At 35.0% G+C, this 15,572-nt stretch carries 7 protein-coding genes; all 7 read right to left on the bottom strand.

Annotated elements, in window-relative coordinates:
• Positions 1-34: 34 nt before the first annotated feature.
• The 7 genes from sprA to AABM59_RS05670 all read right to left on the bottom strand — a co-directional run bounded on the left by sprA (position 35) and on the right by AABM59_RS05670 (position 15,563).
• Positions 35-7,201, bottom strand: a complete 7,167-nt coding sequence (sprA, locus tag AABM59_RS05700; RefSeq protein ID WP_338408015.1) for a cell surface protein SprA — start codon at positions 7,199-7,201, stop codon at positions 35-37.
• Positions 7,202-7,203: 2 nt separating this feature from the next.
• Positions 7,204-7,785 carry a Holliday junction branch migration protein RuvA gene (gene ruvA, locus AABM59_RS05695; RefSeq protein ID WP_338408014.1) on the bottom strand — a complete coding sequence of 194 codons (582 nt, stop codon included), beginning with the start codon at positions 7,783-7,785 and terminating at the stop codon, positions 7,204-7,206.
• Positions 7,786-7,872: 87 nt separating this feature from the next.
• Complete coding sequence (locus AABM59_RS05690; RefSeq protein ID WP_338408013.1) at positions 7,873-10,158, bottom strand: NADP-dependent malic enzyme; 2,286 nt, start codon at positions 10,156-10,158, stop codon at positions 7,873-7,875.
• Between the two features lie 372 nt (positions 10,159-10,530).
• A complete protein-coding gene (queG, locus tag AABM59_RS05685) occupies positions 10,531-11,451 on the bottom strand; it encodes a tRNA epoxyqueuosine(34) reductase QueG (RefSeq protein ID WP_338408063.1) in 921 nt (306 codons plus the stop codon).
• Between the two features lie 31 nt (positions 11,452-11,482).
• Positions 11,483-12,505 carry a Holliday junction branch migration DNA helicase RuvB gene (gene ruvB, locus AABM59_RS05680; protein ID WP_338408012.1) on the bottom strand — a complete coding sequence of 341 codons (1,023 nt, stop codon included), beginning with the start codon at positions 12,503-12,505 and terminating at the stop codon, positions 11,483-11,485.
• A gap of 82 nt (positions 12,506-12,587) precedes the next feature.
• Entirely contained in the window at positions 12,588-14,378 is a 1,791-nt protein-coding gene (locus AABM59_RS05675; protein ID WP_338408011.1) for a cbb3-type cytochrome c oxidase subunit I, read from the bottom strand.
• 30 nt (positions 14,379-14,408) lie between these two features.
• Complete coding sequence (locus tag AABM59_RS05670) at positions 14,409-15,563, bottom strand: cytochrome c oxidase subunit II (protein ID WP_338408010.1); 1,155 nt, start codon at positions 15,561-15,563, stop codon at positions 14,409-14,411.
• Positions 15,564-15,572 lie beyond the last annotated feature (9 nt).

Raw genomic sequence — 15,572 nt, 5'->3', positions numbered from 1 at the left:
TTTTATTATTAAAAGGATTAGGATAAAATTTTACTTAATTTCCGAAATTATAACGGAGTGTAAACCCGGAACGAATATTCGTCAAAGGAAAAGAAGTCGATATTACTGCTTTCGAAAAGGAATGGTCATAATAGAAAATGGCTGTCAAATTTTTGCTGAAAGAATAATCGGCAGTAAGTTTTAAAGACCAGAGATTTTGCCCTCCGGCTAATTGATTGTTGTCATAATCTAAATACCTCACGATAGTTTGATTGTTTCGATAGGAAACATCAGCCTTTAAATTAATGTCACTTTTTATTATTCCTGTTGGACTGTCGGCTAATTTCGACGAGAAAATAACATCTTTAAATCGGTAACCAAGACCTACAACATATTCAATTCCTTTTACTTCAGTCAATAAATTATTGTCGAAACTCATAGATAAAGCTCTGTCTTTTTTGATTTCGGTAAGCAATTTTAATGAATTTTTCAGTTCAAAATCCACTCTAATAAGCGGACTGAATTGTTCCACCAAGTTGATATTAGACATAATGGTTTTGTTGAAATAATTACCACTAGCATCAACTCCATTTGGAATTTTATCAAATTCAAAATTAGAACGAAACCCGTTTATGGTATAAGAAGCCCTATAATTATGTTGTAAAGAAAAACGTTTAAAAGTATTTTTGAAAAAGTTGTAACGCATCAAACCACTATATTTTACAGACCAATTAGGAACAGGGAAACTTTTGAAGATTCCAAGAGAAACATCTGAAGAGTTTCCGCCAGAATAAGCCGCTAAAAATGCTGGCAACAAAACTGCTTGATTGTTTTTGCCAAAACCTACCGGAAATCCATCCGCATCTATGTTAGCAGGATTAGTAATGTCTATGCCTCTCTGTGTTGCCAATCTATTTGCAACCGTAAGTCTATTTTCTCTAAAATCATCAAATGAAGCGGATCCATTTTCATCACTTGCCGAAAAAGCTGATTTTATTAATACTGTAGAAATCGAGAAGTTACCAAAACTATATGGGGATTGCGGATTATATTCACCGGTAATATTGTCAACAAAAAATTGTTCCGAGAAATTTTCAGAGTAGGCTCTGTCTAATGTCAAATCGATTTTAAAATCTGGGAACAAATCTACGTTTGCCGTTGCCTTGAATGTTTTATTGCTTACTTGGGTGAAATTTTGATTGAATTCTTGATAATTTGTAAGCCATCCGTTTTTTGCAGCTTCATATCTCACATCCTCTTGGCTTCCGAAAATAAATCCAAGTGTAGGTCTAGATGTACCAAGGAATCCAACACCTGGCGTATATCCTGGTAATACGGTTCCGCTATTCTGGGTGTAATTCGCTTGAATGTTTTTCACACTGGTCAACACTCCTTTCAAACCATCTACAAATTGATTAGATGAGGCAACTTGAGTATTTGTATTTTTTACTTTTTCCCCAGGTTTGGGAACGGCTGCTTTGGATTTGGATACCGATTTATTTCCGCTTTTTGTCAGTCCTAAATACTTATAAAAAGTATCCATAGTAAACGTGGCATTCAAATTATGAGAGCTCGCGTTTTGAATCGTATTCCCTAAATCATAATCGATTCCTCCAATTTTTATTTGAGACAATGCATTGGAGGCTCTTTGCCAACTATAGTCTCCCGTATAGGAATAGTTTGCTTTTACAAAACTAAACAATGGGATTTTATTGATTGGAATTTCATAATTCAAAACTAATTGTTGCATATGCTGGTTAGGATCTCCAATATCCCAATAGCTATCCCAAATCGTAAAACTGTCAATTGGTTCGTTATTCTCATTCAAATAGTTTTTCACTATATTGCTGGAGGAAGCCGTATAATTTATTTTTAAGGATTTTGTCAAATTATAATTGAATCCATATTGATAATTGAATCCAAAATTTCGTCTATACATTGGATCAAGTCCAATACCTTCTACATCAATTTGCCTGAATTGTTGGCGGTTGTATTGTCTATTGATATTCGTGTTAAAAGTGATATTAGAAGGTAAATAATTAAAGTTGAAATCGCTTAATAATTTCCAATAATTACTTTTTTTCATGAATGCCGTTTTCTTGAAAGGCTCAACTGATTTTGGTTGAAAACTATAAGCATAATCTACCGATGTATTTGCTTGCTGATCCGTGTATTGTTCTATTTCAAAATCATGTCGCTCCACTTCATTAAACGACTGCGAAAAAGTGAAATTTTCAGGGTCATATATGTGCTGTTTTTGCTCAGGACTCCTTTGCTTTCTCACTCCAATAAAATTGATGCTTTTGCGTTTCGTGTAATCAATGGCTCTATTGGCATAAGTGTCTCTGGTAGTTTTGTCGGCTGTTTTATCCAACAACTGTTTCAGTTTAATATCTTGGTTAAAAGGATCGTATTCTGGAGTTATAATCTCTTCTCCAATGGCATAATTAAACGGCAAATTAATTCCCCATTTTAAAGGCAATAATTTTCCTAAATTTATATTGGTTACAATGTTATATTGTTGAGTGTCTTCGCGACTTCTCTCATTTGGACCTTGTTCTAACGCCCCAAATCCAATCGTGCTTTTTTTGCCAGTGGCAGAAATCGTTGCAAAATCAGCTAAATTTGAATCTACATTCAATAAGGCTGCCATTCCTTTATGGTTATCCATACTTGACAGTCGAAGTTCGTTGAACCAAACTTCGCCCTTTAAATCTTGGTGGGTTTCATTACTTTTTACTCCTAGCATTAAATTGCGAACCATTCCAAAATTAGGATTTCCTTTTATTCCTAACCTCAACTTACTGTTCCCATCGGCTTCCGGATTATTAGCAACATCATCTGGATAATAAATTCCGTCCAGCGGTAAAGTGCTAATATCAATACTCATTGCATCTACTTTTAATTGCGTTAACAATGCTAAGGACAAATCTATTTCATTATCTTCAGGCCATACGTCTTCTGCTCTCAATTTACAATCTCCAACGGACTTACTTACTTTCAGAGGAATTTCTATTTGATAGAAATTTTGTGTAAAATCATTCCCAAAACGAATGAAAGCATACATTTGATCGTCATTAAGAAAAATTTCATTTGGTAAAGATTCGGCGTGTAAAAACATTTTTAATTTTTTGTATTGACGCATATCAACACTCACGTTTTTAAAAACTGCCCTGGAATCTTCCGGCTCAAGCCCATCACCAGAAACGCGCAATGATAATGACTGTTCGTTTTGGTTAATAATGGTATTGTTATTATACAATTGTTCTCTTTGTACTCCAGGAGGGATTATGTAATTTACAGGACACCTATCGTTATTTTCCTGAACATTCACGGCCAATACGTCTAAATTGGTGCCGTCATCAGCAATATTTACATCAGTAGGATCAAGCGTATTCGAATATCTTCTCCATTCTCCTCTTACTAAATCTAAAGCTCCAAAACGAACAGTTACTTCATTGTTAAAACCCGTCATAAACATTCTCATAAATCGAATTGATCTAAAATCGGAAATGTTTCCAATGGTGTTTTCGGGTTGTGAAACAGGTATTTTAAACTGGATCCATCGGGCATCGGTCACTGATCCATCGGGCAAAGTAACTTGGGTATTTCTTATATCGGTAATGTAGTTTTCACCAATACTCATGTTTGGTTTTACATCGATGCCATATTCATAATACGCATTGATGGTATTCATAGTATTATCCCTGTTTATGTCTTCTACGTCAGGAACGGTTGTAGCGCCTCTATTAGCGTTGTTAATGTCAACGGCAGAATTTCCTTCGACACCATTGTAATTTTTATAACGGTCTAAAATACTTCCTGTAGTGTTCAAATAATAGATGTAATCATCTGCTGCTGGATCCACTTCGGAAGCAAAACTAGTATAGACTGATCCTTCATTGGCATTAGACAAACCATCCAACCCGACATCTTGATTTTTTCGATTGTCAGCATTAGTGTCAAAAGCATAAATTAGTGATTGCGAAGCTGGAACATCTCCCCATATCGGTTGTGGATTTACTAATATTTGATCTGGTCCAAGTCCATTTTCATATTGTTTTCTTCCATCTTTCAGAACATCTTCCGAAATTTCCCCTAAATTGAAATAGATTTTTCCGGTATTTGACAGTGGAATTTCCCCTTTTCCCACATAGGGATCCATTACCCAAAACTGAATGTATTCGACATTTCCTTGTTCGAAATTAGTCGAATTTAAAGAGCGCATTATTCCTCCAAAATTAGATGACGGATTTGCTGCGGCATTCAAACCGTTATTATACGGTCCTCTATCGGCAGGATAATAACTTAAATCCAATGTGTTTATGACTTGAGATTGTCCTTGAGCAATGTCGGTTAATGGATATAATTCTTCGCTAAAAATTCTTCTTGTAGTATTTAGCGATAGATCATCGTTTGTAACTCCATCGGGTTTTTGGGTGTAAAATACGGGATCAATGGTATACCAAGCTATTTTTGCTCTTTTAAAACCATAACTCAAATCGTTCGCATTTGCATTGAAATTATAAGTGCTTTGGGCGTCATTCATTGGAGTTGACGCTAAATTCCAAGCATAGGCAGAACGCATATCAATTGTGGATTGAGAACCTTCAAAATCATCTACATAAATGGTTGCTTCCCCTTGAAAACTATCCCACTTTGGAGTGTTCGGTTGCAAAAAGGCAACTTCTCCTCTTACAGAAAGATTCGAAGGCACATCCGTATCAATGTTTGGTAATTTATTTACTAATCGAGTCAAGAAAGGAATTTCAGATGAATAATTAAGGTTGAAACCATAAATACTGTTGTTTACGGATTCCTGACCAAAACCAGATTTTTGGGTAAATGGTTTTTCGCTCAATTTTAAGAAAGTGGCTCCAACCAAAAATTTATCGGTAAACTTGTGCTCCACATTTACACCAAAAAATCGTTTGGTTTGCTGTCCAAAAACGGAATTATTTTCTAATGACACATTGATTGGCGTATTCGATGCTTGAAGGGATGGATCTAGAATTTGTACTCTTCCTAGTTGATAATTCACGCTATAATCGATTCCTTCGACCAATAATCTTCCTCCGGCAGTTACAACTACGGAGCCTCTTGGAACATTGAAAGCCCCAATAGGTATTCCGTCGCCTCCCGAAGATTTATATTTTCCTCTTAAAAGGAATTTATTTTTATCACTGTCTTGCAAAGCTCCTGATTGCGTGTTGCTATACATATTACGAAACACGTATTTTTTTTGATTTTCGTTATAGGTGTTAACATCTTTGTAGTTTTCTCCACCGTTTGATAATTTGGAAAACAACAATTCACCAAAAGGTTCCTTAGTGGTAAATATTATTCGACCATTTTGAGAATCTATTGTCAATCCTGGCATAAAATCAAAGAAACCGTCACCGCCAGTTTGTGGATCATTGTTATAATTCAATTTATCTAAATTGAATACTTTCAACAAAGGTGTTTCAGCAATTTTGTCTTCTCGTAAAGGATTTGCTGGAAATGGACTTCCTGAAACTTCAGAAATATAATTCAAAGGAGATGGATCAGTATAAAGAATATTGAACCTGAAATTTTCCTGTTTTACTTGATAGGCTCCTGGAATTTGATAAATGTTTTTCATCATCAGGTTCCAAACCGGATTTTTGACATTGGTCAAATTACTTTTCAGCATTTTCAATATCAAACTCTGGGTGATGATGGCTGTGGTAGAGGGTGTGTTTCCAGTTACAACTGTAGCATTGACTCCATCATTACCAAATTCCCCCACTTGATACACTTTATCTCCAATGGTATATTGATACGCAACTGCAAGAACCTCGTCATTGGCTAATCGCTGTTGCAAGGAAATATATCCTAATTGTGGATTAAACGTATATTCGTTTGAGGTCAATTTTCTGGCATTTTCTAACTTGGAATAATCTTGACCTTCACTTACAGTTGTGTTAAATCCAGAATTTGAAGTCGCTATTTCTCGTATATTGTTATTTAACAAACCTGTTCCTACTATTAATTGTGCAGGGTCATAATCATTATTGGAGTTATCAGAAGGAGAATCAATTGGATTATTAAAAATTCCTGTTGATGGATCTAAAACCACGACTTCGCTGTCAGCTAAACCGGTTAATTGCCCTTCCCCTAAATCCTGAAGTGCAATAATGTTTCTTAGATTGTTACCGGCAGTTGTAGTGTTTATACGATTTTGTTTGTTCGTAACCCAAATCTCCAATCGTGAAATCTGAACTCTACTATCAATAAATGGATAGTTTTTTAAAGCCGCGTCGTATTTATTTCTAAAATATTGCGAAAGAAAAAAGTGTCTGTCATTATCATAATCAAGCGCAAACATTTCAAAGTCCTGAATTGTTCCTCCGCCTTCAGAAATTAAACTTTTTGTTTGTGATTTTTGTTCCGAAAAAAGTCCCGTTATGGTTGTGTTTCCAAATTTCAATTGGGTTTTCACCCCAAATAAACTTTGGGCTCCTTTTATCAAGGTACTATTTAAAGGCATGCTTATATTTCCAACTTCGATTTTTTGAATAATATCATCTTCCGATGGAGCATATTCTAACTTGATTAAGTTTTGAAAAGCAAATGTGGATTGGGTGTCGTAATTGACATTTACATTCAAGCGTGTTCCTACTTTTCCCATCAAACTTATACTAATTCTTTGATTAAAATCAAAAGAAGTACTAGATCTATTTCTGGGAGAAAATGAAGGATTGTCTTGTTTTGTATAGCGAGCTCCAAAATCCATTTCGACAGAACCGGTGGGTTTTACATCAATGGTATTGCTTCCAAAAATAGATTCAAACAGCCCAGATTTCACATAGTACCTTGGTAATAAATCTTTTTTGGCCTCTTCGCTACCTTCTTTTTTTCCATCAATAGCGTCTAATTTTCTTTTAAAATAAGTACGCATCGATTCTTTTATAACTAGATCTTCATATTCTTTAGGAGTTAAAATAGTTGGATAATTCGTTGGGAATCCCCCAATGGTAGTGGTGTAAATATACCTGCCAGTTATTGAATCAAAGGTATATTGTGAAAGAATGCTTTTAGGATCGTTTATTTGGATTTTTCCGGTAGAAAACCCTGTTTGAGTTGAGTCTGTGGCTTCAGTTTTTACTTGGCCTTGTGATACAAAACTACAAAACAAAACAAACAAAAAAGTATAAATTTTATACGCGAATCGGGTCTTTTTTAAGTCCTGTATTTCCAATTTTATAAGTTTTTTAAAGCTTGCTTAATAATATATTCAACTGAACTTTCCGGATTTTCTTTTATAATTTTTTCGACTATCCTTTCCGAAGCTTTTCGAACAAAACCCAAAACCTCCAAAGCAGATAACGCCTCATCTCTATTTGTATTGTTTTGTGACATCGAAACTTCGTCTAGATCGTAAAGTTTTAAAACTTTGTCCTTCAAATCAAGTATTACCCTTTGGGCAGTTTTACTACCAATTCCCTTGATCGATTGAATTGTGACCACATCACCAGATGCAATAGCATTCGTAATCTGTTTTGGATCCAATGAGGACAACATTGTTCTTGCGATGCTGGCTCCAATACCCGAAACAGACAATAACATTTTGAAAATTTCTCTTTCTGATTTTTCAACAAAACCAAATAAAGTGTGGGCGTCTTCCTTTATTTGAAGATGTGTGAACAATTTTATAAAATCGGTTGTAGGAAGCAAGGAGTAAGTATGTAGCGAAATGTTTACATGATAACCAACACCCCCACAGTCAATAATAACTTGTGTTGGAGATTTTTCAACTAATTTTCCCTGTAAATGTGCTATCATATATAAGTTATATGTTTCCAAATATAACAAAACTTATATAAATTTTCATCAAATTTATATAAGTACCATTATTGTCCAAAAATTATTTTACCTTTTGTTTTTTTTCTTCTCTTTTTCCTGAGCATCAATAACCGCAATTGCAGCCATATTCACCATTTCTTCAACGCTGGCACCAAGTTGAAATATATGAACCGGTTTTCCCATTCCCAACATAATTGGCCCGATTGAATCGACTTTATTTAATTCCTTTAGGAGTTTATAGGTAATGTTTGCTGTGTCAAGATTAGGGAAAATCAAGATATTTACTTTTTTTCCAGCTAATTTAGAAAAGGGAAATTTAGCTTTCAACATTTCAGGATTTAAAGCAAAATCGGCTTGAATTTCACCGTCAATAATCAAGTCTGGATGATTTTTATGCAAATAAGAAACTGCTTCTCTCACTTTTGCTGCATTCTCATTAGTAGAAGAACCAAAATTCGAAAATGACACCATTGCAATTACCGGTTCAAAACCAAACATTTTGGCTGTATTTGCTGTCATTATCGCAATTTTAGCCAAATCATCTGCCGATGGATTTATATTTATAGCTGTGTCTGATAAAAACATTGGACCACGATTCGTCATCATAATATTTGTAGTTGCAATAAGAGAAACTCCTGGCGCTTTGTCTATAAGTTGCAACATAGGTTTTACCACCGAGGAGTAACTCCGGGAATACCCTGTGACTAATCCATCTGCTTCTCCTTCATTGACCATCATTGCGGCAAAATAATTTCTTTCTCGCATTAAACTTTGGGCGTCGTAGAAAGAAATTCCTCTTCTTTGTCTCGTTTTCCAATATGCTTTGGCAAATTTATTTCTTCTTGACTCCTCATCATCAATTTTGGGGTCAATAATTTGGACATCAGCCTCAAAACCAAGTTCCTTTTTTAATTCCAAAATAATTTCTTTTTTTCCTAATAAAATTGGGAAACCAATACCTTCTTCAAATACAATTTGTGCTGCCTTAAGAACGTCTAGTTGATCCGCCTCAGAAAAAACAATTTTTTTAGGATTCATTTTGGCTCTATTGGTAATCAATCGAACCATTTTATTTTCATTGCCCATTCGGTCTAAAAGTTCTTCCTCATATTTATTCCAATCGAGGATTGGATTTAGGGCAACACCTGAATCCATTGCTGCTTTTGCCACTGCTGGCGCAACGACAGTTATCAATCGTGGATCAAAAGGAGATGGAATTATATAGTCACGGCCAAAAGTTAATTTAGTGGCGCCATAGGCAATATTCACCTGCTCCGGAACATGTTCTTTGGCCAGAGCGGCGAGTGCTCTAACGGCAGCCATTTTCATTTCTTCGTTAATTTTTGTAGCGCGAACATCTAATGCTCCTCTAAAAATATACGGGAAACCGAGAACATTATTAACTTGGTTAGGATGATCTGATCGTCCAGTCGCCATTATAATGTCTTTTCGAGTAGCAATTGCAAGGTTATAATCAATTTCCGGAATTGGATTTGCCATTGCGAAAACGATTGGATTTTTTGCCATTCCCAATAACATTTTTGGAGTCATAATATCTCCAGAGGACAATCCTAAGAAAATATCTGCGCCAACTAATGCCTCTTCAAGACTCATAGGTTTTTTGTCAGTTGCATATTTTTGTTGCAAAACAGATAATGAAGGATTGTCTTTTGTTAAAACACCTTTACTATTAAACATCAAAATATTTTCTAGTTTAAGCCCCAGCAAAATATACATATTAGCACAAGCTAGAGCCGCTGAACCCGCGCCTGAAACCACCATTTTTAAATCTTTGGGTTTTTTGTTGGCTAGTTCTAAAGCATTTATTAGTGCCGCAGATGATATGATGGCCGTTCCGTGCTGATCATCGTGCATTACCGGAATATTTAATTCTTCGACTAATCGCCTCTCTATTTCGAAAGATTCTGGCGCCTTGATATCTTCAAGATTAATCCCTCCAAAAGTTGGCGCTATATTTTTGACAGTTTGTATAAATTCTTCAATATTTTTAGTTCCTATTTCAATGTCGAATACGTCAATTCCGGCAAATATTTTAAACAACAATCCTTTGCCTTCCATTACTGGCTTTGAAGCTTCGGGACCGATGTCTCCAAGTCCTAAAACGGCTGTTCCATTTGTAATTACCGCAACCAGATTGCCTTTTGCAGTATATTTATATACGTTATTTACGTCTTTTGCGATTTCGAGGCAAGGTTCAGCTACGCCTGGCGAATAGGCTAAAGACAAGTCTCTTTGGGTGGCATATTTCTTAGTAGGAACTACTTGGATTTTTCCAGGAGTTGGTTTTGCATGATATAATAACGCTTCTCTTCTTTTACTGTTTTTGTCCATTACATTAAATTTATTTAGTCATACAAAGATATAGGACTTGTCTTAAAAAGGAAGCTTTTATATTATTCATTTACAAAAAATGTTGTGCTATTTAAAAAAAAAGCCTCATAAAAAGCAGCTATTCGAGACAATTGATTGCTTTGTGTGTTTTATTGTGAAATAGTTAAAATTCAAATCTTTAATTTTTAGATTTGGATTATCATTTCACTAGGTGACTTATGGATACAACTCCAATACATTAATCTAAATTATCAGATGGCTTTACTGTAATTGCCTCTTCATCTATAATTTCATAAACAAAGGTTTTTTAAAAGACATGGTTTTTATTGTTTTTTCAGATTACAAAACCATTCAGACAAAAATAACGTTGTTTTATTTCAAAAATTCAATATTCCTTTTCAAGCCTTCGAACTTAGCTCTTTTTATGGGAGAATTTTTAAACACCGCCTTAAAGGTATCTTCGGTTATCTCTGTCCAATCTTTTTTAGACATGGAAAGCACCTCTAAATTTGGATTAAAAAGAGGCTCTTTATGTGGTTTAGAAAATTTATTCCAAGGGCAAACATCTTGGCAAACATCGCAACCAAAAGCCCAATCATTAAATTTTCCTTTCATATCCGTTGGAATATTTTCCTTGAGTTCAATGGTAAAATAAGAAATACATTTACTTCCGTCAACGACATAAGGCGAAACGATAGCTTCCGTTGGACAAGCATCAATGCAAGCGGTGCAAGAACCACAGTGATCTGTTGTGGCGCGATCATATTCTAAATCCAAATCTATAACCAATTCAGCGATAAAGTAGAAAGAACCAACTTTCTGGGTCAATAAATTACTATTTTTTCCTATCCAACCCAAACCGCTTTTTGCCGCCCAAGCTTTATCAAGAACTGGCGCCGAATCTACAAATGCTCTTCCTGAAACTTCACCAATGTAATCTTGAATTGAAGCCAATAATTCCTTAAGTTTTTCCTTAATCACAGAATGGTAATCTTGCCCGTATGCGTATTTTGAAATTTTATACGTGTTTTCTATTTGATTTTTTTCTGGGAAATAATTAAGCAAAAGGGAAACGACGCTTTTAGCATCATCAACTAACAAAGTTGGATTGAGTCGTTTGTCAAAATTATTTTCCATATAGGACATTTGCCCGTGTTGGTTTTTGTTTAGCCAATTTTCTAATCTTGGTGCTTCTTCTTCTAAAAAATCTGCTTTGGATATACCACAAGACAAAAACCCGAGGCGTTTGGCTTCGGATTTTATAAATTGGGAATATTTTGATTTTTGAGTTATAGGTTTGTGAATTACTATTGAAATTTTTATTTTAAAAAAGTCCTCCTTGAGTATTCAATTTAACTTTACCTAGATGTTTATATGCTTTTTCAGTAACTTCCCGACCTCGTGGCGTTCTCATAATGAAGCCTTCTTGAATTAGAAATGGCTCATAAACTTCCTCGATTGTTTCGCTGCTTTCGGATACGGCTGTCGCTAAAGTGGATAAACCAACTGGCCCTCCTTTAAATTTATCGATAATTGTGTTCAGAATTTTATTGTCCATTTCATCCAAACCATGAGCATCAACATTCAACGCTTTTAGCGCATAACGAGCAATTTCAATGTCGATTGTTCCGTTTCCTTTAATTTGTGCAAAGTCACGAACTCGGCGCAATAAAGCATTGGCAATACGAGGTGTGCCACGACTTCGACCTGCAATTTCGATAGCGGCTTGCATAGAAATGGGCATTTTTAAAATCGTAGCACTTCGTTCAACTATAGTCGTTAAAAGTTCGGTAGTGTAATATTGCAATCGTGATGAAATTCCGAAACGGGCACGCATTGGCGCTGTTAACAAACCAGAACGCGTGGTTGCTCCAATTAATGTAAACGGATTCAAATTGATTTGAACGGTTCTGGCATTGGGTCCCGATTCAATCATAATGTCAATCTTGAAGTCTTCCATTGCCGAATATAAATATTCTTCAACAATTGGACTTAACCGATGAATTTCATCAATAAACAGAACATCCCTTTCTTCGAGATTCGTTAATAAACCGGCTAAATCTCCTGGTTTGTCGAGAACTGGTCCTGAAGTAATTTTGATTCCAACTTGGAGTTCATTGGCAAGAATATTAGCCAAAGTTGTCTTTCCTAATCCCGGAGGTCCGTGAAAAAGGGTGTGATCAAGTGCTTCATTTCTTTGATTTGCCGCCTGAACAAAAACCTTAAGATTTTCTAAAATTTGTTCCTGGCCTGCAAAATCATCAAAAGTAAGCGGTCTTAATTTTTTTTCGAGATCAAGTTCTTCGGGATTGTACCCTTCGTTTGTTGGGTCTAAATTTTCATTCATTCTACAAATATATAACAAAGTTATATTTAAAATAAAATGCCTTCCGATTAAGAAAGGCATTTTTATAATTTATTGTTTTTTATTAATGATGTAATACTTCTTCTCCTTCTTTCATTGGAACGTTTTGTGGTACAAAATCCTCGTCGTGAGCTGGATTGCTATAATCATAAGGCCAACGGTGAACTTCAGGAATTTCTCCTGGCCAGTTTCCGTGAATATGTTCTATTGGAGCTGTCCATTCTAAAGTGTTTGATCTCCAAGGATTTTGAACTGTTCTTTTTCCGTAAAAAATACTACTGAAAAAATTGTACAAGAACACTAATTGGAAAGCACCACCAATTAAGGCAAAAACGGTTATCAAAACATTGACATTTTGCAAATCATCAAATAAAGGAAAGTTCGTGTTGGTATAATAACGTCTTGGTAATCCAGCTAACCCAATAAAGTGCATTGGAAAAAATACACCATAAGCACAAACTGCAGTTACCCAAAAGTGAATATATCCAAGGTTTTTATTCAACATTCTTCCGAACATTTTTGGAAACCAGTGATAAATTCCAGCAAACATTCCGTAAAGAGCAGAAATACCCATTACCAAGTGAAAGTGTGCCACTACAAAATAAGTATCGTGAACATTTATATCAAGAGTACTGTCGCCAAGAATAATTCCTGTTAAACCACCAGTGATAAATGTTGATACCAGTCCAATAGAAAACAACATTGCTGGATTCAATTGCAAGTTTCCTTTCCAAAGTGTCGTGATATAGTTAAAAGCTTTTACTGCTGAAGGAATCGCAATCAATAAAGTGGTAAATGTGAATACAGATCCCAGAAATGGATTCATCCCCGAAATAAACATATGATGACCCCAAACAATTGTCGATAAAAATGCAATTGCCAAAATGGACATAATCATCGCTCTATATCCGAAAATTGGTTTACGTGAATTAGTTGCTATAACTTCAGATGTAATACCTAAAGCTGGCAACAAAATTATATAAACTTCAGGATGTCCCAAGAACCAGAATAAGTGTTCAAACAAAACAGGTGAACCTCCTTGATAATGCAAAACTTCACCTGCAATATAAATATCAGACAAGAAGAATGAAGTCCCAAAACTTCTGTCAAAAATCAACAATAAAGCAGCTGACAATAAAACAGGGAAAGAAATTACACCGATAATGGCAGTAACAAAGAAAGCCCAAATTGTAAGTGGCATTCTGGTAAATGACATTCCTTTTGTTCTTAGGTTAATAACAGTCACAATATAGTTTAATGAACCCATTAAAGACGCTGCAATAAATATAGCCATTGAAACCAACCAAAGTGTCATACCTGCTCCAGAACCAGGAATTGCTTGTGGTAATGCGCTTAAAGGTGGATATATCGTCCAACCAGCTGATGCAGGTCCTGATTCTACAAAAAGAGAACTAACCATAATTATACTAGAAAGGAAAAAAAGCCAATACGAAACCATATTCAAAAATCCAGATGCCATATCTCTAGCACCAAGTTGAAGTGGGATCAATAAATTACTAAACGTACCACTCAATGCGGCGGTTAGAACAAAGAATACCATTATAGTTCCATGAATAGTTACCAATGCCAAATACCTATCATTCAACATTACACCATTTGGAGCATAACTATCGCCAAGAACAATACTGAAAATTTTAAAAGATTGCTCTGGCCAAGCTAATTGCAATCTAAAAAGCAATGAAATAGCTACACCAATAATTCCCATAAAAATACCTGTTAAAAGATATTGTTTGGCTATCATTTTATGATCAATACTAAAAATATATTTAGTAATGAAAGTGTCTTTATGATGGTGTTCGTGTTCGTGTTCGTTATCGTGAACTTCTGCTGACATATATTTGTACTTTAAATTTTTCTTAAATAATTATTTCATTGCAATTTTAGCAATAACCGTAGTTTCTTCCGTTTTAGCAGAATCTATTTCTTTAGTCACTTCTAATGGCTTAGGTGTATTAGCTGCTTTTACTTCTTGAACTAAAGTTGTTTGTTCACTTAACCATTTTTTATAATCGGCTGGTGAGTCGACAATTACTTTCATTTGCATATTGTAGTGAGAAGCCCCACATATTTTATTACAAAGCAATAAATAGTCAAAGGTATAAGGATCTAAAGCCATTTCTCCTTTTGCAATAAGCTCAATGCTTTTTTTAGCTCTAATTGAATTAATATTAGCTACTTTTTCAATCATGTAAGGCAACTCTCTATATTCTGCAGTAGTGTAAATAGGTTCGAAAGCAAACTCGGTAACCATTCCTGGAACACAGTTCATTTGAGCCCTGAAATAAGGAAAATAAGCAGAATGCAAAACATCTTGCGATCTAAATTTGAAATGTATTTTTTTCCCTTTTGGAATGTGTAATTCAGAAACTACAATGTCATCTTGAGCATTTGGGTCTAATAAATCAACCCCTAGCGTATTAATTCCTTCTATTAATCGAACGTTTGCTTTACCAAGAACATTATCTGCGCCTGAATATCTTGCGGTCCATTTGAATTGTTGTGCATGCACCTCTACTACTATTGTTTCCTCACTTTCGTCAACAAACATAATATTAGTCCAGGCATAAAGTCCAAAGAGAATTAAAACCGCTAAAACAACAGCTGGAATTCCACTCCAAATCACTTCTAGTTTGGTGCTGTCTGAAAAAAACATTGCTTTTTGTTCTTTTTTTCCGCGATATTTAAAGGCAAAATAATGCAATAATACCTGTGTTACAGCTTGAACTAAAAAGATTAATATCCAGGTTACATTCATTAAATTATCAATTTCACTACCATGAGCAGAAGCTGGAGTATGCAATACTAGTGGCCCCCAAACAATCAATCCATAAATTGAAAAAATATAAATAAATGCTAAGAAACCAAACATCAAATAACCTTGAGTGTTATTGTCCTCATCATTCGCTACTTGTGAATCGTCAATATTCTCACCTACTTGAGTCAAATCGAATATCTTAGTCAACTGCCATAATGCAATAGCTAACAGAACTAAAACTATAATTATCAACAAACTTGTCATCTAATTTTA

This window comes from uncultured Flavobacterium sp. (assembly GCF_963925185.1).
Taxonomy (GTDB): Bacteria; Bacteroidota; Bacteroidia; order Flavobacteriales; family Flavobacteriaceae; genus Flavobacterium.
This window is presented reverse-complemented; position numbering and strand designations above follow the sequence as displayed.